Raw genomic sequence first — 17,904 nt, 5'->3', positions numbered from 1 at the left:
GTCTCTCTTATTCTGACTTTCTTATTCTGGCAACAAAGAAGCCTGAGCAGCGGTGTTTGTGGGGGTAAAACCTGCTTGCCTTTTTAATCTCCTCAGGATTCCTGAGCTTCAGTTCGGGCAGAGTTAAAGCCTCATTACCAAAATCAACCTTTTCAAGCCTTGCATCGCGACTTTCGAGCAGAAAATCAATGACCATCTCGTTCTCCTCTGGAGTTAGGGAGCAGGTTGAGTACACCATCACCCCACCCTCCTTTAAACAGTCGAATCCTGCAAGAATTAGCTCTCTCTGAAGGTTGGAGCAAAACAGAATATCCTTCTCACCTCTATCCGTCTTTCTTGATGGGTCTTTGTGGATTACCCCCTCTCCCGTGCACGGAGCGTCAAGCAGAACCCTGTCTGCCCTCAGCTTCAGCTTAACAACATCCCTGCCATCCATCTTCAAAACCGCAACATTCATCGCACCCATTCGGTGAATGTTGTCTATCAGCGGTTGCAGCCTCTCTTTCTGCGGTTCTACAGCCAAAACGACTCCCTTGTTCCCCATCAGCATTGAAAGAAATGTCGTTTTACCGCCAGGTGAGGATGCAAGGTCAACTACAACCTCACCCGGCTTCGGGTCTAAAACGATGGGTGGGATGCATGAAGCTTTGTCCATGATGTAGTAGTAACCCATCAGGAATTCAGGTGTGGCCCCGACAGAATAGGGCTCCTCCCTAACCTCGTAGCAGTATGAAATATCTGTTTTTTCAAGCTCAAAACCCCTATCCCTTAACCTTTCGATCAGAATATCCTCCTCAATCTTTATCGTGTTCACTCTGATGTATTTAGGAATCCCTTCTTCAAACGCCCTGACAATTTCCATTGCCTCCTCTCCAAAGAAGTGCATCCACCTCCTCAGGATGAATTCATCGTAACCGTATTTTCCCGCAATGTCCCTTAATTTCTCTGAAGAGGGAAAATCAAGAACTCTCATCTTTTATCCTCGATTTTCCTGGCGGTAAGAACTTCATAATCTCATCCGGCGTTGCTACCGCTCTCACCACATGCCTTTCATCTCTGGCTATCTCTGTCAGTTTCTTGGCAATCTCAATGCTCAGTTCGTTGGCATCTTTATCTCCAATTTCGATCTCCACGTAGTAGTCCGCATGCTCCTTTATTGCTGAAGTTGGCCCTCCAATAACTCTGAGTTTTTCCACCTCAACCCCTACGGCACAGTTCAATTCAACAGTGAGGTAGCTCCTCTTACCCGTGATGTAGAAACTGCCCTTCGGCAAATACTCTCCCGCCTTTGCAGCCTTGGAAACCTGCTCCGGCAGGACGTAGTAAACCTCCCCAGCATACTTCCCTTCTTTCCACAAGGCCGAGTAGCTTGCAGCAAATTCTGCAGCCTCCTTTATGCTCCGCTCTCCAGCCTCCTGCCCCATTTTCATCACAACTGCAGGAGCTCCGGGAGTCTGAGTGTGGAAGAACAAATCCTTGCTCTCCAGATGTTTTGAGACGATCTCCTCATTCATCTCTGCCGTTCTACCACCAATAACCAAAAAACCTTCGCTCGTGAAGAACCAGCGGTAGTTCTCGTACCACTCTCTTTTTCTCCTGACCTTCATGCTTGTAACGAGCTTTTTCTCCAATTTCTCCTCAACCCCTTCCATTTCCATGATTGTCTTCTCAATCGCCTTTTTAACTCCCTCTGCCTTCTCCCTCGCTTTTTTAGCCTTCTCGTAGTAGATATCGGCGTTATCGTGGATGCTTTTTCTAATCTCCAGCTCAATGTCGAGACCTCCAACTCTGACGACTATACTGTTCTTTTCCGGTTTAATCCTCTTTACGAGCTTTTTCAGCTTTTCATCCCTTTTCACTATCTCTGCTATTTCCTCCCAGCTTTTGTTCTGTCTTGCAGCGTTAAAAGCCTGGATAATCCTGTCAATAAGCTGATAGTTCTCGTAAATCGCATCCCCTATCCTCCTGTAAAGTTCCTCCTCTTCCTGAAATCTTCTCAAGCTCTCTTTTTGAATTTCAAGTCTTCTTTTCAGCTTTTCGAGCTCCTCACTTTTCTGACTTTCCAGTTCGTCGCTCTCACTGATCTTCTTCGAGAAGAAATCGTCGAGGGCATCGTTGAAACTCTTGAAGTACTTTTTTTCCAGATTGGAGTAATAGAGGAGGTACATGGGGATGACATCATAGTAATCCCCATCCTTCAGCACTATCTGGGGTCTGGGGGTGAAGTTTATCAGCCTCTCAATTTCCCGCTCAATCCTTTTCCTTTCCTCTTCACTCAGCTCCGAATACTTCTTCTTTTTGTCAACCTCCGCTCTCAAACAGATTTCCTCGGCATACAGCCCTCCAAGACCTGAAGTGGCAAGGTACCTGACAGTTTCCCTGCTCTCATCCCCTTTTTTAGGTTCAGGGAATCTATACACATCCCCAGCTTTTATAGTGTGCTTGAGTGGCATTATAACCCGATTTTCGGAATTTAGGAGGATAACGTTGCCCTTCGAGAAAAGTTCAGCGACGAGCCTTTTTCTCTCTCCACCCCTCTCAAAATCAATTACGACAACTCTGTCAAAGTCGTACTGCTCTATGCTCGTAATCCTTGCCCCTTCAAGGTGCTTTCTGAGCAGCATGGCAAAGGCTGATGGGAACCGGGGTGCCTGCCTAGGGAATTTTGTTAGATGGATCCTTCTTCCAGCCTCGATAACGAGATCAACCTTCCTACCAGCGTAGATTCTGATTCTGATCTCGTCGGGTGGGTGGTGATATATTTTCTCAACCTTTCCACCCACGAGTTCCTTCAACTCTCCCACGCAGGCTTTAATGTCGAACGAGCTTAGCTGTTTCACGGTTGGAGTTAGACTTCGTGGTTAAAATTCTTTAACCTTGGTGAAAAATAAGGACATGGAAGAAGTTCTCAAAGCTGCAGAGAAAATCAAAAGCATGGAAGTACGGGGGGCAGCGAGGATTGCAAAGTTCGCTGCTGAAACGCTTCGAGATTTTGCGTTGAATGCAGATACAAGAAACTTCGACTTGGAGATGAGGAAAGCTGCCGACATCCTGCTGAACACCCGCCCCACGGCTGTTAGCCTTTACAACGCGATAAACTACGTGATGAAGTACTCGGGGGAGAGTGGAGAGGAAAAGAGGGAGAGCGTGGTAAGGAGGGCCGAGGAGTTCATAAACTGGGTCAACACGGCCCAGCAGAGGATTGGGGAGATTGGAGAGAAGAGGATAAAGGATGGCTACACTGTGATGACACACTGCAACTCCTCTGCAGCTCTGTCAGTGATAAAGGCGGCACACGGGAAGGGGAAGGATGTCAGAGTTATAGCAACCGAGTCGAGACCAAGATGGCAGGGTCACCTTACAGCCAGGCAGTTGAGGGAAGCAGGGATTGACGTCACTTTGATCGTGGATTCTGCCGTGCGTTATTTCATCAATGACGTGGATTGTGTTATAGTCGGGGCGGACACGATCACTGCCAACGGGGCGTTGATAAACAAAATTGGCACATCTCAGATAGCCTTAGCAGCTAAAGAAGCGAGGGTTCCATTCATGGTTGCCGCCGAAACGTACAAGTTCAGCCCGAAAACGTTGTTCGGAGAGCTTGTTGTCATTGAGGAGAGGGATGCGAGCGAGGTTGCTCCACAAGAGCTGCTCGAAATGGGTGTCAAGGTTAGAAATCCAGCTTTCGATGTTACGCCGAGAGACTATATTGACGTTATCATCACTGAAATTGGTGCGATACCGCCCGAGATGGCGTACATCGTAATAACGGAGAGGTTAGGATATGCGGGGATAAGCGAGGAGGAGATAACGGTGGATTCGAGGCACTTCGATTAGCATGGAGTTCTACAGGGCTAAGAAAAGAAGTAGTAAAAAGATGCCTATAGTTTTCCCTTTGTTCTACTTCTCATTCTATCGCGTTCTCTAAGGTGTATCAATGATTTCAGGGTTTACGTCGTTGCTTATAGTATTCTTCTCATGGTTTTATCTATGGTTAACGCTATCTCGCTTTCGGGGGCGAGTGAGTATGAGAGGGTGAGAGCGGAGGTTCTTTGTGAATCAAGGCTTTGTGGCTCGGAGCCAATCTATCATCAAATCTGATTTTAATGTCTTTAATATATTTATGTTCTATCTCCTCATATTTTCATTGTCGCTCTGTGGGTTAGCTCAAAACAGATACTTGGTAACGGAAAAAGGCATTGCTGACGCGAGTAGCAGGTCAATTGTTTTGTGGGAGGAAATAAAAGGCTTTGAAATTAAAGAAAATACTGTTCTTGTTTTCAGGAGGCAAAGAAGGTTCTGCAATTCTCCAACTGCAAGTTGAATGTTGGGTGAAAATAATTTTAGGATGAGACCACTATCAAACCTTTGATAAAAATGTTAATACGTTGAGAAGTTAAGAGTGAAATAATGACCAACTGGGCCAAAATAATAATAGGGGACAGTCGAAAAATGATAGAAGTTGAAAATAACAGTATAGATTTAGTAGTTACATCCCCACCTTACTGGCACATTAAAGATTACGGGGTTGAGGGGCAAATTGGATACGGACAAAGTCTTCATGAGTATTTGAAGGATCTCTACAGAGTGTGGAAGGAGTGCTTTCGCGTTCTCAAGCCGGGACGGAGGTTGTGTATAAACATAGGAGATCAGTTTGCCCGTTCCGTGATTTATGGTAGGTATAAAATTATACCATTGCATGCCGAGTTCATAGCCCAGTGTGAGGACATAGGTTTTGACTATATGGGTTCGATAATCTGGCAAAAAAAGACCACGATGAACACCACGGGTGGGGCAAATGTGATGGGTTCCTACCCCTATCCTCCCAACGGAATGATCGAAATAGACTACGAGTTTATACTTGTTTTCAAGAAACCCGGAAAAGGCGGGAAGATACCAAAGGAAATTAAAGAGAAATCTAAGCTAACCAAAGAAGAGTGGAAGGAGTACTTTTACGGGCACTGGTATTTTGGTGGGGCAAGACAGATAGAGCATGAAGCCATGTTCCCCGAAGAGTTACCGAAAAGATTGGTAAAAATGTACACTTTCGTGGGCGATACTGTTCTTGATCCATTTCTTGGAAGCGGAACCACTGTAAAGGCAGCTTTAAACCTGAATAGAAATGCGGTAGGTTACGAGATAAATGAGAAATTCTTAGATGTGATAAAAGAAAAACTTGGACTGAAACAGAGTTTGCTACAATTCAGCGAAAATGTTCAGATAATAAAACGACAGAGTCCGATAGAGGTTGATGAGGTTGATTATGTTCCAAGGATTAAAGACGCTAAGCCAAAAGTAGATCCCAAGAAATTCAATTTTAAAAACGACAAGCTTTACAGAGTTGTTGATATCGTAGATGAGCAAACTATAAAACTGGATACAGGCTTACTCGTCAAGTTTTTGGGGGTAAAAATCATTAACAAAGAAAAAACCTTAGAATACTTGAGAAACCGGATTTTGAAAAAAGAGGTCTACCTTAAATTCGATAATGAACCCGTTTTGGATGAAAATATGGTTAGTGCCTACGTTTACCTAAAAAATAGAATATTCGTGAATGCATATCTAATAAAATCCGGAATGGCTATGGCTGATAGGGCAAGGGAGTACAGATATAAAACAAAATTCATTGAGTTGGAGAAAGGGGTGAAGTGATGGCTAAGGAATGGATATTGAACATGGCGACAAACAGGTGGGGATTGAACAAGAAGAATAGTGTAGGTCCCGTATCTCAGTGGATTCGAGAATGCAGCCCTAAAACGATTGAAGATTGGGAACGGTTTTACTACAAAAAACTCGCCGACTTTCTCAAAGACAGGGGTATTTCTCTGTCTCCTGTGGAATATATTGGGGACTTAGGGAGGAAGTTGTATGTAAAAATTACTGAGGTTATTCAGGCTGAAATTGAGGAGGTAACGGAGGAGGACTGTATCCAGTACATCTACAATCTTGTCATTAACAGAACCTATGACGGCTACATGACGGAAATAAAAACGATATATGGGAAACTGCAGAGGGATTTGGGTGTTGAGATAAAGCCCGCTCCTGATGAATGGGATAGACTTTACAATGTTGATTTTTATATTCAAGTTGGAGAGAAATATATAGGTCTGCAAATAAAGCCCATAACCTACGAACAAACACCGGAGATATACAGGTGGAAGGAGTGGCTTGGTAAAACGCATAAGAAATTTGAGGAGAATTTCGGTGGAAAGGTGTTCATTGTATTTTCAGTCAAAAAAGATAACCGAAAAGAGATTTGCAATCCCGATGTAATTGATGAGATAAGGGAGGAAATCAAGCGGCTTAAGGAAGGCAATTAGATTTAGAAAAGAATTTATCCGAAATTGAAGACGTGGCGATTCTCTACTGCGAGAATATAAGGGATTGATAGCTGTGGCGTTTGCGAAGTGCTTCAAGGATGAAAAAGCGGGAAGCTTTGAGTGGTTACGACGAGCTGAACGTTGTTGGCTTCGCAAGCTGCGGTGGCTGCCCCGGTCTTGTGATTCTGAAAATGAAGCTCTTCCTCATGTCTGCAAAGCTTGGAGGGACTACGACTCCATTGATACCCGCGTTAAAGCAGCAGTGGAAACTGAAAATTGCCCAATCGGACAAACTAAACTCACAGAGTTAAAGTTCAGTAAGAAAGTTGTAATCGGAATGGTAAAGAAAAAATATAATTTTATTCAAACCTCACATCGAAAGCCGGCTCAACTCCAAGCAGATCGGATAATGCCCCTTTGCACTCCTCAGCCCACACAGCCCTCACTCTCATTCCCAGCCTCACATCCTCGGGTTTTACGTTCAGCAAGGGTAGGATCATTGACGATGATGTCCCCTCAAAGCGAACCATTGCCAGTATCACTCTCTCCCCCTCTTTCAGAAATCCTGCCTGCACCGCGTCGATTCCGGCAATAACAACCTTCCCCTTCTCAAGTGGCGGAGAGACGAGAAAAGCCATCACTTCTCCATACTGGCTTACCTCTACCTTCTCCGTTATCTCTTTAAAGCAGCGAGCACAAATTTCCCTTGGTGGAACGTAAACTCTTCCACAACCTCTGCACAGTGTCCCCGTAATTTTCCTGTCCTTGAAATTCCTGACGAACTCGTCAAGGTAGCCTTCAGGAGCCTTGTATCTGTAAGCTCCGACGTTCCACTCTCCCTCCACTTGCATCGTTTTCTCATACTTCTCCTTGATCAACCCCATCTCCCTCACCTCCTCTTTGGAGAGTCTCCAAGCACCATCACGGTGTTGAACTGCACCTGCCCTCCCCATGCGTGTGCAACAGCATTTCTGACATCCTTCGGAATCTGATGCTCCTCAGCCTTCCTCATTATCTGCAAAGCAGCCTCCACAACCCTCTGCATACCCGAAGAGCCAATGGCGTTGGTCGCATTTACCCCACCAGAGGGGCAGATGGGAAAGTCCCCATCAATCTCCGTAACCCCTTCTTCCACAGCCTTCCATGCCATCCCATCATCGAAAAATCCAAGCCTCTCGCTGAACATCAGCTCCTGATGCGGGAAGGGAGCGTAGATTTCCGCCATATCTATCTCCTTCTTTGGATCCTTAATCCCTGCCCTTTCATATGCTTTTATTGCAGAGATTACAGCTCCGGTCTGATCGGAATAGTCAGAAACAGCTGTACCCTGATACGATTCTCCCTGATCTGCCTCTTCATCGGCGTAGGCAGCAACTCCCTTGACCCATGCCACTGGCCTCTCAACCCCTAATCTCTTCACAGCCTCTTCACTTGCATAAATCACACAGGATGCTCCATCGCTTGCAGGACACACATGACCAAAACGCATTGGCCATATAAGCATCTCCGTCTTCGCTATGTCATCAGCCGTGCAGTTTGGCCACTTCAGATGTGCGTACTTGTTCTTTGCAGCGTTTCTTCTGGCTTTTGCAGCAACCATATCGAAGTGCTCTATCCTGCATCCCGACCTTGCCATATATTGTGCCGCCTGGTAGGCTGAGATACCAGCAGCCGCTCCGGCTAAACCCATTATTGCGAAGCTCCTCATGTCCATACCCACCTTCATCATGTAGCTGAGGTTTGCAAAGGCTACATGCAGCAAACCCGTTGTCGCTCCCGGCTCAGCACTGTCACTGTGCTTCTCCCATGATACTGCCAGCACAACATCATACATCCCAGATGCAACCTCGTAGTATCCCAGATGAGCCGTAGACCCTCCAACAGTTCCACCAGTCGCAACTCTCTGCATGGGCTTACCAACAGCCCCGATATACTCGGCGAAGATCAGGTCGGGCTGGGCTATTCCACCAAATCCCTGCATGTTTCCGACAGCATACGCCTCGATGTCTTCAGGAGCTATTCCGGCATCCTCTATCGCAGCCCACACAGCTTCAGCCACAAGCTCTGCTTGGTTTACATCTGTCCTCCTACCATGCTTTGCCTGTCCGCATCCGATTATCGCCACATTTCTTCTCATGGCTCATCACCCAGAATGAAAACCAGATTCTTCTGAGCCAGCAAACCCCACTGCGCGTGAGCCAAAGCAGTTCTGCAGTCTTCAACCTGATTCTCAGCCTCGCCCCTTATCTGCTTTGCAGCCTCAATCAGCCTTATCATGCCCGTAGCACATATTGGATCTCCAGCCAGTGCTCCTCCACTTGGATTTACTGGAATATCTCCATAAACCTCTGTCATTCCCTCCTCGATTAGCACTCTCCCCTTCCCTTCCCTACAGAAACCGAGTGCTTCATATGCCATCAGCTCCTGATGGGCAAACCTCTCGCTGATCTCAGCCACATCCACCTCCCTGAACGGCTCTTCAATCCCAGCCATTCTGTAAGCCCTTCTCGCAGCAATTTCAAGTGAATTGAGTCTTGTCAAGTCTCTGTCTCTTAGATAGTTATCACAGGCGTTCCCTATACCCTTTATCCAGACTGGGTTGGGACATATCTCCTTTGCCACCTCCTCCGAAGCAAGTACCACCGCTGCAGCGCCATCACATGGCGGGGAGATCATAAGCTCTGTCAGAGGGTCTGAATACATCTCAGCCTCAAGAACTTCCTCAGCAGTAACATCGTGAAGCTTTCGGAACGCGTAGGGAACATTTGCTGCATTCCTAAGGTTTTTAACGGAAATCTCAGCCAGATCAAGTTCATCGGCACCATAATTGTTCATGTATATTCTTGCCTGCAGGGCTCCAAGCGTTATCTCGTTAAGCAGATCATTCTGCCTATCGAACCAAGGCTCAAGCATGTAGTGTGAAATCTGATGGGGGTTGAATATCCAGCTGTGAGTGTGAGAAACTGCAAGAGCAATTTCATGAACACCAGCCATAATGCGCTGTGCTGCATACAGAGCAGCATACATCCCATCTTCCTCTGCCTTGCTTTCATCCTTCAGATAAGCTCCTGTCGCACCGATGAGCATGCAGTTGGATATCGTCCTGCCATCCAGAAAATCCGTTGACGCACTCACAACAGTACAAACATCCTTCCTATCAATGCCAGCATCTTCAATAGCAGACTTGGCAACCTCAAAAACATGTTCTTCTCTCGTCTTCTCCACATCCCATCCGAGATTGCTTATGGCATACCCGATTATAGCGACCTTCACGTTCTCACCCCGGCTTGAAGTAAAGCAGGTCGGATGGCTTTCCCTCCGGCTTCTCTGCCCACACAGGCACGACCTCCATTCCGGGCTTCAGTTCTTCAGCCTCAACTTCTCCAAGCCTGACAAAAATCTGAGAATCTGCCCCCTTCAGCTTGATTGCCGCAACAATTTCCGGTTTGTTAAGATCAATAAAGTTCCCTTTGCCATCGAGCTTCTTTCTTACCACAGTGTGGCTCAGAACGACTCCCCTGCCATCCATGTTGACCAGATTCTTCTCATCCATCTTAGAACTGCACTTTGGACATATCATACGAGGGGGGACAACTGTATAGCCGCAGTTTTCACATCTTGCTGCGATAATCTGTTTTTCAGCAAACTTTTCGTAGAACTTTTCCATTATTTTTCCCGTATTCCATCTGAATCGAGCTACAAAGGGTAGTCCTTCATATCTCACTACTCCCACACTATCACCAATTTCAATTATCAATGAGCAAATATTAAATTTTTAAGGATTTTACATGAGCATGTATGCTCAAAAGAGGGGTTCAGAGGTCTTTTCTCAAATCGAGAACTCTCTTTGCTTTTCCCTTTGATCTCTCGATGGTGCCCTTTTCCACAAGCTCAACGTTTGTTCTAAGTCCAAGTTCCTTCTGTAGCTCTCTCTGGACCTTCTGCTGGATTTTCTGCAGGTCTGAAAGCTCTCCGGTGAACACTTCATCTCTCATCTCCACCTTAACTGTGATCTCATCCAGCGACCCCCTCCTCGAAATCACCACGAGGAAATGATCGCCCACTTCAGGAATCTGCATCAGCACGTGTTCGATCTGACTCGGGAATACATTTATTCCTCTTACTACGATCATATCATCCGCCCTGCCAAGGATGCGGTGAATTTTTGGATGTGTTCTTCCGCACGAGCACTCATCGTCCATTATGAATGTGATATCCCCAGTTTTGTATCTAAGCAGTGGCAGTGCTTCCTTTGTGAGGGGTGTTAATACCAATTCTCCCCTTTCTCCCTCACTTACCTGTTCTCCTGTCTCAGGGTCAACGATTTCAATGAAGTAGTGATCTGCCCAGATATGCAGTCCATCCTGCTCTGGGCATTCGAAGGCAACTCCGGGGCCGTTCATTTCGCTCAAACCGTAGCTGTCATACGCCTTTATACCAAAAGTGTCTTCTAATCTCTTTCTTGTGTTCTTGCTCCAAGGTTCAGCTCCAAAACAGCCAATTCTGAGACTTAGTTTGTCAAAAAGTCCAAGCTCCTCTGCAACTTCCTTCACGTGCAAGGCGTAGCTGGGCGTGGAGTGGATCACTGTCGTTCCAAAGTCTGCCATATACTGAACCTGCCTTTCCGTATTACCGACTCCCGCAGGAATAACCATAGCACCGATAAGCTCTGCAGCATCGTGAAACCCCAATCCACCTGTGAAAAAGGCGTAGTTTACCATGTTCTGAAATACGTCGTAATCCCTTACCCCGACCATATACAGGCATCTTGCCACCATGTTCGTCCAGTTTTCAAGGTCTTTAGCAGTATAACCGACAACCTTGGGCTTCCCTGAAGTTCCGCTTGATGTATGCAACCTCACAAGACTTTCTTTGGGGACTGCGAACAATCCGAAGGGGTAGTTCTCTCTTAAATGTTCTTTGGTTGTGAATGGGAGCTTGACTATGTCATCCCTCTTTTTGATGTCATCTGGCTTGATCCCAGAATCTTTCAGCTTTTTGTGGTAGAACGGAACATTATCGTAAGCATGCCTTACAATCCACTTGAGCCTTTTTAGCTGAAGTTCTTCCAGCTCTTTCTTAGGAATTACCTCTTCTCTCTGCCAGTAAATCTCGTTGTAGGGCATAGCATCACCATGTTACCTTGTTTCTTTCTGTCTCAGCTTTATGGATTAAATAGTTGACGTTTTTGCTCACGATGATTATCAGCAATAGCAGTTAAGGACAAAGTTAAAAAACAATTACTGCAAGAAAGCAGAAAGGGGCCGTAGGGTAGCCTGGTGATCCTCTCGGCTTTGGGAGCCGGTGACCCGAGTTCAAATCTCGGCGGCCCCACTCGTATTTTGTAATCTTAAGACCGTTAGATGATATAAAAGTGGAAACTATATTACTTAGCTCTTCAATTTTATTTTCCAGCTCAGATACTCGTTTTTCTAAGTCAGAATAACTACCAGGTTTTATAACTTCATCGCAAATCACGATAAGAAAAGCTCTGTTTCCCTGATACTCTGTCTCGAAGATTTGAGCTCTCTTCCCTATAATCTCGGCAAACTCAGACGGTAGACGAATTAATGGATACGTTATGCGTGGTTTAGGTGTTAGCTTTCCGATCTTAGTTTCTCCAATCCTTTTCATAGCGAACTCCTCCGTTATTTAACGTTAGATAACCAGCCCACATTTGAGTTTCGGAAATAAAAATAAAAAGAGTTTAAGGCCTCACGGCAGGGTGCCACCAAATGTCATCGAAGTTGGCGTAAAGGGGCTTCAAGGTTCCAACGTCCTCCAAATTCTCCCACTTGACATTTTTCGCTCTATCCATAGTTACTTTTGCTTGAAATACTTTCTCAATCTTTTTGTTACCTTGCATATCAATCATGGTCGTTTTCCCAATAATTGTTACGGAATCTATTTTATCAGCGTGCTTTACTAAAGTAGCCATTATATCAAAGGTGGCATAACAGAAGGTATCCCTCAAATGGCTCTCGTCCCAGACCGCCTCTTTGACAAACCAGACATTTACATGTCTTGTGGTCTCGAAGTATTCGACTTTCTCGATGTCTGCCCAAATAGTCGTAATTTCCTCTTTTAGTTGGTCAGCAAATGGCTTTAGTGTAGTTTCCTCCTCTTTTGAAGATTCCTCCCCAGGCCCAGGTGACAATACTACAGCCAAAAAGAACAGCAAAACAACTCCCAAAACAATCCATCGCTTTTCCATAGCCAACCCCGGGACTATATCGGATTTTTCAGATATATAATTTTTACGGAACATACGAATATTATCACTTAATGCCTGTTATTAGCAAAATTAAACTAAGAATCCTTAAAGAACTTGAAAAAGAACCATTACATGGCTACGCTCTCTCCAAAAAACTTAAGGTATCTGTTTCTTCGATTTATGCTCATCTTTATGAACTCGAAAAGAATGGTTTTATAGCATCTTCAGAATCAGATAGAAGAAAGGTATATCGTCTAACTGAGAAAGGAAAAGCTTTGCTTGAGTTAGTTACAAAATAATTTTTTCTATTCAACTTTAATAGCTTTTCAAGATGATGTAAATAGCTTTATTAATCTTACAGAAGTATTCTACGTTTGATGAAAACGAAGAATATTAAAGTTAGAATAATCAAAGAAAAGGACGGTTTTATAATTGAGGTTGGCGAAGAACCAGAAGGAATTACTTATGATGTTCGCCCTAATCGTCCACATCGAAAAGCTTAGATAAATACTGAGTATTCATCTTTTCCTCTGCAACATCTTTTTCAACATCTTTTAGCTTTTTGTAATTCTTTTAGCTTTTTGTAATACCAACTCCATGAAAATACACCGTATTCCTTTTCCAACATTTTTGCTTTTTCTTTTGTAACCTTGTCTGATTCCATCATTTCTACCTCTGTATCTATAACCTTTTCTAAGATTGGTTTATACCATCTCCTAAGTTCCTTAATAAGTGGCTCAGCCCACTTCTTGGTGATTTTTTCGTAATTGTTGGAATTCTTTTTAGGAAAGTTACCAAGCTTGATTTTCTTAACGAAACAGCCAATTTGAGGAATAAAATCTTCTCCATTGTCAATTGTGATGTTTCCGACGATTACGATTAACTTCGGCTCATCTCCCTCTCTTACTATCCTCGCAATCGCTTGAATAACTGAATTCCTAACTGGTTCTTCGGTATCTATACCATACGCTTGAATCAACTCATACATCATGTTAACATAACATCGCAAATCTATTTTGGCGTGAATTTCATTCTTATTTTTATAAGCTTGGCTTATATTTTTACAATTGCTGAATAACTCCCTATCTTTGCTTTTTTGTTTGCTCACGAAAATCCGTAACTGAGCAAAATCTTTGATAAATGGTGGTCTTATGAAAAAAGATGGTGGTAGAAAGGATATTCCGGTTATGATACCCTTAGATATATTACTAAGATTATTAGTTCCTAAGCTTCCCTTTCCGTGAAGTAAAATCCGAGTTAATTCATAATTGCCATTATTTTCAGTAGTAACGGTATTAGAGACGTTTTCGAATCTCTCATCTCCTCGCTTTTTTCTTTGAAATAAGTTTTTATAGCACTCACGAATAATTCTCAAGCACGACTCTGATGTAAATAAAACTATAGATTCTCTCTTTGTATTTGCGAAAAATTCATCCAGTAATTCGTTAATTCTGTTGAACTTCTTGTTCTTGCCAGTTCTAACATCAAAAGAACCAAATTTCGAGTCAGTTATTTGAATTATTGTCGTGTTTCTTCTCGTAGGGGGATCTTTGCTTATCGGCTTAACAGGATAACTTGATAGTTCTTTGGAAAGTTCTAATTCGATTTCAATTGGTGTAGCATTCAAATACTCAATCCTCTTATTTCTAAAATTTCTTTTATCGTAACGTTTAACGACGATTCGAATTATTTTCTCACCATTCTCTTTAAATAATCCGTATACCCAAACTTTTTTTGCTTTGATTAACAATGATAGGATTTTTGCCTTTATCTTGTTATCTCTTATTGTTTCCCAATCTTCCGATAAGTTGGAGTATTCATTTTCTAATATGTTTTTGTATTTCCTTACGAAAGTTGTGATTTCCTTTCCAATATCTTCGAGAAAACCCACTTTTTCCATCATAGTGGTAGTGAGTTTTGCTAACGCTGTGTAATTATGTTTGAGAAGGTAATTATTGAGTTTTTGCAAATCTGCTGGTGTTATATCCTCGTAAGGATAGATAAGGTTTATCAGCGACACATCATCTAAAACGATAGTCTTTGGCTTAAACCACTTTAAAGCAAGCTCCAAATTTTGTGGCACTGTGTAGATATCATTGCCTTGTCCTTCTTCTCTTTGTTTAAAAAAGCCACAAAAATCTGTATTTTGACAACCCTTACATTTTGGCATTATGAAGTCGTAGACGTCCTCATCTATTCTGTCACATAGTTGAGGTCTACCCTTCAAAACGTAGGCGTCAGGACTCTCTTTTACTTTTTCTTCACACACATAATAATCTGGAAAAATATGAAGGTATCCTTTTCCTTTGTTTCTAAGTATTGATTCGGTCGTTTTTCCTGCCCCAGGGTATCTCAAATCAATCAAAGAAAAATTATCAACCGTAAAACTTAAATGGTTTAAAATATAACTCATTATAATCCTCCCTATACTGCTCGATCTTTACTTTCTCGTTTTTTTAATCCCCAACCTCCACGACCCGCATTTCAATTTTGTCTTCATCTACACATACATAAAACGGAGGCTGAGGGATGCCATCGTCATCGGATATCTCAATAAGCCACGATAGATCGGGTATGTTTAGCTTCTTACTAATCCTTTTACATTCTTGTTTTGCCTTCTCTAAATCATTGAATTCACTGATCACTTTTCCATGTGGTTTGTTGCTTATGAAAACGGCGAGATTAGCTTTAATAGCCAAACTTTCGAGTTCTATGATTTTCTTTTTCAATTGCTTAATGTTCTTCATAACTTACCCTCCTTTCAAGTTCGTCAATCCTTCTCTTTAACTCCTCGATTTCCGTATCACGTAAAATGGTGTTGTAAGTTCTTATAATCTCACAAAACAAATGATCGTATCTAATTCGTAGCCTTTCGATCTCAGGCTTCGTAAATCTGCCATAAAACACCTTATTTCTCATTTTCATAGTTAGTTCTGTTAACATCTTCAATAGGTCATCACGAGTTAAAATTTCAACATTCTCAAATCCAATTAATTTCTTTGTCTTTTCCATTTACGCCACCTCTCCTTTTTTATTCATTTTAATAATAAAAAATAAAGGACATTTAGATAAATCTAATTATCTGATCTTTACTCGCCATAAATTTTTCATACAACCTATGGTACCTAACTGCGTTCAATAGAATCTCAACTTCTGATTCCAACAATCCTACTTCTTCTGCTATCTTAGCTACCTTTGGCCCTGGATTTCGAGTTTTTTCTATCGCTTTAATTGCCTTTATACATTTCAAAAAGAATTGTGCGTTTGCTTCAGACAATTGTTTCTTTTCCATCTCTTCAAGTTGTAAAAGTTTGTCATCATTTAGTTTTTTGCTGATTTCCTTAATTAACTGCGGTCTCAAGACATCATTAACGTAATTCCTAAACCATTCAATAAATTCGATCTTTTGTTCGTCTATTTTCCTTCCGATTGCTAAGAAGTTTACCATGCCACCCACCTACCATCACGGTATTTTCCAATCGTTAATTTTTGGCCTACCTCCACTTTTTCTGCCTCTTTGTCTATATCGGGGAGAATCGAGGCCACTCTTTTGTAATCTTCCGTAGTTGCGTTTCCTAATTTTAGAAAATCAAGTGCTAATCCTGCGTAGATTCTTGCCTGTATCCTTTGATTTACATCACTTAAATCGAATTCTCTCGCTTTCCTCGCCAAATTTTCGGCTAATCTGACTAACTTTTCATTACGCATTTTTCATCACCTCGTTTCGAATTTCAAAATTTCCTCTAACGTTTTCAAACCGATAACCAAAACCGCTTTTCTATTACGTAGATTGGTCTTCTTTTGTAATCTGGCTAATAGCTTCCACGTCTCTTCATCGAAATAAAACTCGTCATAGAATTGCAACGCTTTGCGAATGATTTCCGATTTATTGTAGCCCTTTTCCTCGAAAGTTGATAATATCCTGGCTGTTTTTTCATCCGGTTTGAAACTAACTGCGTTCTTCATTCCATGAGGTATAGAAATTCCTATTTCTTATAATATATAAGCTTTTCGGTTGATAAATAAATAAAATAAAAATTGTCAAACATCTAAAACTTCTCGTAATTTTGGTATTACTTTTTTATAAGCAACAATTGAGTTGTGAAGTTTTTCGAGGTAGTGATTAAAAAGCGTAGAACCGTTACTATGTCCAATCATGAATTGTATTACTCCCTCATTTATCCCTAATTGAACAAGTTTATTCACAAACCAATTTCGTCCATATTTCAATGGTAAACCTCGGCTTGTAAAGTAACTCTTTACACCATATTCGGAGATATCCATCTTGCTTAGTGATTTAGCTAAATCAGAAGGTAGAAAACATTTGAATGCTTTTTTGTTACCTCTTTCCCAATCTAAGTCATAATATGCAACTTCATCTATGATGTGTAAGTTTTTGGGATCGAATTCTCTTAGAATCTTTAAGGCCTCTACGACCCTAACGCCACTGTAATAGATAATTTTCATTATAAGTTTGTAGTCTTCTCTCTCGCATTCATTTAAAACCTGTTTTACAACCTCATCATTTGGAACATAAGTGTCAAAGCCACTTTTCTTCAGTTTCAGTATTTCTTTAAGCTCCAAAGCAAATTCTTTTGAAATTAAACGTTTATCGAGATGATAATTAACCAAGTTACGGACAGCTTTAACAAAATGATTCCAACCAGCTTGGACCATCAACGAAACTTCAGTTAGATCATCCGTGTTTTTAATTATTACACCAGCCAGATACCTATCCAGATAACTTAGGTAGTCCTTTGCAGTTTTACTTTCTACCCGTGAGTTAATCCAATTTACAAAATCTCTCTTTACTGAATTGTAATCGAGAAAATCTTCATCTTCGTTGTTGAATTTCGCCTTTGGGAGCCGGTGACCCGAGTTCAAATCTCGGCGGCCCCACTTTAGATTGGCTGACAGAGTTAGATGTTGGAAAGGATTTCAGAAAGTGTTTCTATTATGCAGTCACTTCCTGTTTTTGATCATCTCTATCCAAAAGAGCCAGAATTTCCATGTCGAGTCTCTTCAGAGTTTTGAACAGGTTGTTTTTCTTAACCCTGTACATCTTGGCTCTGTTTACGGTTCTCGTGTATTCAATCAGACCGAATTTCTCCAGCGTGCCCCAAACCTCGTTTACCGTCTTCCAGCTGACACCAGTTTCTCTCGCCACATCGGCCTTAGAGAAGTCCAACTCCCACTCGTCGAGCAAGAAGTCCAAAATTTTTATGATTGGGGCGTCCCCAAACAAGTAGCTTAACATATCATCAACACCTCTCTCTGTCTCTCTAAAAGATTGTGAGATTCATACTATTTAAACTTTTTTAAATATTCTTTTAAACTTCCAAAATGTTATTATATCAAAAATAAGTCAAA

20 protein-coding genes and 1 tRNA gene are annotated in these 17,904 nt (G+C 42.3%); 6 read left to right on the top strand and 15 right to left on the bottom strand.

Annotated features, from left to right (window positions below):
- Window positions 1–7: 7 nt before the first annotated feature.
- Window positions 8–973: an NOL1/NOP2/sun family putative RNA methylase gene (locus BP688_RS00420; RefSeq protein WP_290597704.1), complete on the bottom strand. Its 966-nt coding sequence runs from the start codon at window positions 971–973 to the stop codon at window positions 8–10.
- On the bottom strand, window positions 960–2,840 hold the full coding sequence (rqcH, locus tag BP688_RS00415) for a ribosome rescue protein RqcH (RefSeq protein WP_290623726.1): 1,881 nt from the start codon (window positions 2,838–2,840) through the stop codon (window positions 960–962). Before rqcH ends, BP688_RS00420 begins: the two co-directional genes overlap by 14 nt.
- Window positions 2,841–2,895: 55 nt before the next feature.
- On the opposite strand from rqcH, the gene BP688_RS00410 reads away from it, so the two are divergent.
- From BP688_RS00410 to BP688_RS00395, 4 genes are all read left to right on the top strand, one after another.
- The gene (locus tag BP688_RS00410) at window positions 2,896–3,837 is read left to right on the top strand and encodes a ribose 1,5-bisphosphate isomerase (RefSeq protein WP_290623724.1); all 942 of its coding nucleotides are present in this window, start codon (window positions 2,896–2,898) and stop codon (window positions 3,835–3,837) included.
- Window positions 3,838–4,410: 573 nt separating this feature from the next.
- A complete protein-coding gene (locus BP688_RS00405) occupies window positions 4,411–5,652 on the top strand; it encodes a DNA methyltransferase (RefSeq protein WP_349681796.1) in 1,242 nt (413 codons plus the stop codon).
- A complete protein-coding gene (locus tag BP688_RS00400) occupies window positions 5,652–6,320 on the top strand; it encodes an MjaI family restriction endonuclease (protein WP_290623721.1) in 669 nt (222 codons plus the stop codon). The genes BP688_RS00405 and BP688_RS00400 overlap by 1 nt, the downstream gene beginning before the upstream one ends.
- A 98-nt stretch (window positions 6,321–6,418) precedes the next feature.
- Entirely contained in the window at window positions 6,419–6,631 is a 213-nt protein-coding gene (locus tag BP688_RS00395; protein ID WP_290597709.1) for a hypothetical protein, read from the top strand.
- Between the two features lie 48 nt (window positions 6,632–6,679).
- Here the strand turns inward: BP688_RS00395 and BP688_RS00390 are convergent, their stop codons facing one another.
- Genes BP688_RS00390 through BP688_RS00370 form a run of 5 tightly spaced genes read right to left on the bottom strand, consistent with a single transcriptional unit; the run spans window position 6,680 to window position 11,446 of the window.
- A complete protein-coding gene (locus BP688_RS00390) occupies window positions 6,680–7,204 on the bottom strand; it encodes a Zn-ribbon domain-containing OB-fold protein (protein WP_290623719.1) in 525 nt (174 codons plus the stop codon).
- A 5-nt stretch (window positions 7,205–7,209) separates the two neighbouring features.
- Complete coding sequence (locus tag BP688_RS00385) at window positions 7,210–8,457, bottom strand: thiolase domain-containing protein (protein WP_290597711.1); 1,248 nt, start codon at window positions 8,455–8,457, stop codon at window positions 7,210–7,212.
- Window positions 8,454–9,593 carry a thiolase family protein gene (locus BP688_RS00380; RefSeq protein ID WP_290623718.1) on the bottom strand — a complete coding sequence of 380 codons (1,140 nt, stop codon included), beginning with the start codon at window positions 9,591–9,593 and terminating at the stop codon, window positions 8,454–8,456. Before BP688_RS00380 ends, BP688_RS00385 begins: the two co-directional genes overlap by 4 nt.
- Window positions 9,594–9,597: 4 nt before the next feature.
- The gene (locus BP688_RS00375) at window positions 9,598–10,077 is read right to left on the bottom strand and encodes a Zn-ribbon domain-containing OB-fold protein (RefSeq protein WP_290597712.1); all 480 of its coding nucleotides are present in this window, start codon (window positions 10,075–10,077) and stop codon (window positions 9,598–9,600) included.
- 58 nt (window positions 10,078–10,135) lie between these two features.
- Complete coding sequence (locus BP688_RS00370; RefSeq protein WP_290597713.1) at window positions 10,136–11,446, bottom strand: phenylacetate--CoA ligase family protein; 1,311 nt, start codon at window positions 11,444–11,446, stop codon at window positions 10,136–10,138.
- 134 nt (window positions 11,447–11,580) lie between these two features.
- Between BP688_RS00370 and BP688_RS00365 the strand changes: the two genes are divergently transcribed.
- A tRNA-Pro gene (locus BP688_RS00365) sits at window positions 11,581–11,654 on the top strand.
- A 373-nt stretch (window positions 11,655–12,027) separates the two neighbouring features.
- Here the strand turns inward: BP688_RS00365 and BP688_RS00360 are convergent.
- Window positions 12,028–12,534 carry a hypothetical protein gene (locus BP688_RS00360; protein ID WP_290623716.1) on the bottom strand — a complete coding sequence of 169 codons (507 nt, stop codon included), beginning with the start codon at window positions 12,532–12,534 and terminating at the stop codon, window positions 12,028–12,030.
- 71 nt (window positions 12,535–12,605) lie between these two features.
- Between BP688_RS00360 and BP688_RS00355 the strand changes: the two genes are divergently transcribed.
- A complete protein-coding gene (locus BP688_RS00355; protein WP_290597714.1) occupies window positions 12,606–12,833 on the top strand; it encodes a PadR family transcriptional regulator in 228 nt (75 codons plus the stop codon).
- A gap of 245 nt (window positions 12,834–13,078) precedes the next feature.
- On the opposite strand, the gene BP688_RS00350 is transcribed toward BP688_RS00355, so the two are convergent.
- The 7 genes from BP688_RS00350 to BP688_RS00320 all read right to left on the bottom strand — a co-directional run bounded on the left by BP688_RS00350 (window position 13,079) and on the right by BP688_RS00320 (window position 17,791).
- Window positions 13,079–14,899, bottom strand: coding sequence for a hypothetical protein (locus tag BP688_RS00350; protein WP_290597715.1), 1,821 nt, complete (start codon window positions 14,897–14,899; stop codon window positions 13,079–13,081).
- Window positions 14,900–14,990: 91 nt separating this feature from the next.
- Window positions 14,991–15,281 (bottom strand): hypothetical protein, encoded by a 291-nt coding sequence (locus BP688_RS00345; RefSeq protein WP_290597716.1) that lies wholly within the window; start codon window positions 15,279–15,281, stop codon window positions 14,991–14,993.
- Window positions 15,268–15,546, bottom strand: a complete 279-nt coding sequence (locus BP688_RS00340) for a hypothetical protein (protein WP_290597717.1) — start codon at window positions 15,544–15,546, stop codon at window positions 15,268–15,270. Before BP688_RS00340 ends, BP688_RS00345 begins: the two co-directional genes overlap by 14 nt.
- Window positions 15,547–15,598: 52 nt before the next feature.
- Window positions 15,599–15,991 carry a hypothetical protein gene (locus BP688_RS00335; RefSeq protein WP_290597718.1) on the bottom strand — a complete coding sequence of 131 codons (393 nt, stop codon included), beginning with the start codon at window positions 15,989–15,991 and terminating at the stop codon, window positions 15,599–15,601.
- Window positions 15,976–16,242, bottom strand: coding sequence for a hypothetical protein (locus BP688_RS00330; RefSeq protein ID WP_290597719.1), 267 nt, complete (start codon window positions 16,240–16,242; stop codon window positions 15,976–15,978). The genes BP688_RS00335 and BP688_RS00330 overlap by 16 nt, the downstream gene beginning before the upstream one ends.
- Before the next feature lie 333 nt (window positions 16,243–16,575).
- A complete protein-coding gene (locus BP688_RS00325) occupies window positions 16,576–17,418 on the bottom strand; it encodes an integrase (protein WP_290597720.1) in 843 nt (280 codons plus the stop codon).
- Between the two features lie 70 nt (window positions 17,419–17,488).
- Window positions 17,489–17,791 (bottom strand): hypothetical protein, encoded by a 303-nt coding sequence (locus BP688_RS00320; RefSeq protein ID WP_290597721.1) that lies wholly within the window; start codon window positions 17,789–17,791, stop codon window positions 17,489–17,491.
- Between the last annotated feature and the right edge of the window lie 113 nt (window positions 17,792–17,904).

The organism is Archaeoglobus sp. UBA230 (assembly GCA_002507545.1).
GTDB lineage: Archaea > Halobacteriota > Archaeoglobi > Archaeoglobales > Archaeoglobaceae > Archaeoglobus.
The sequence above is the reverse complement of the archived record's forward strand: the minus strand, read 5'-3'. Positions and strand labels throughout refer to the sequence as shown.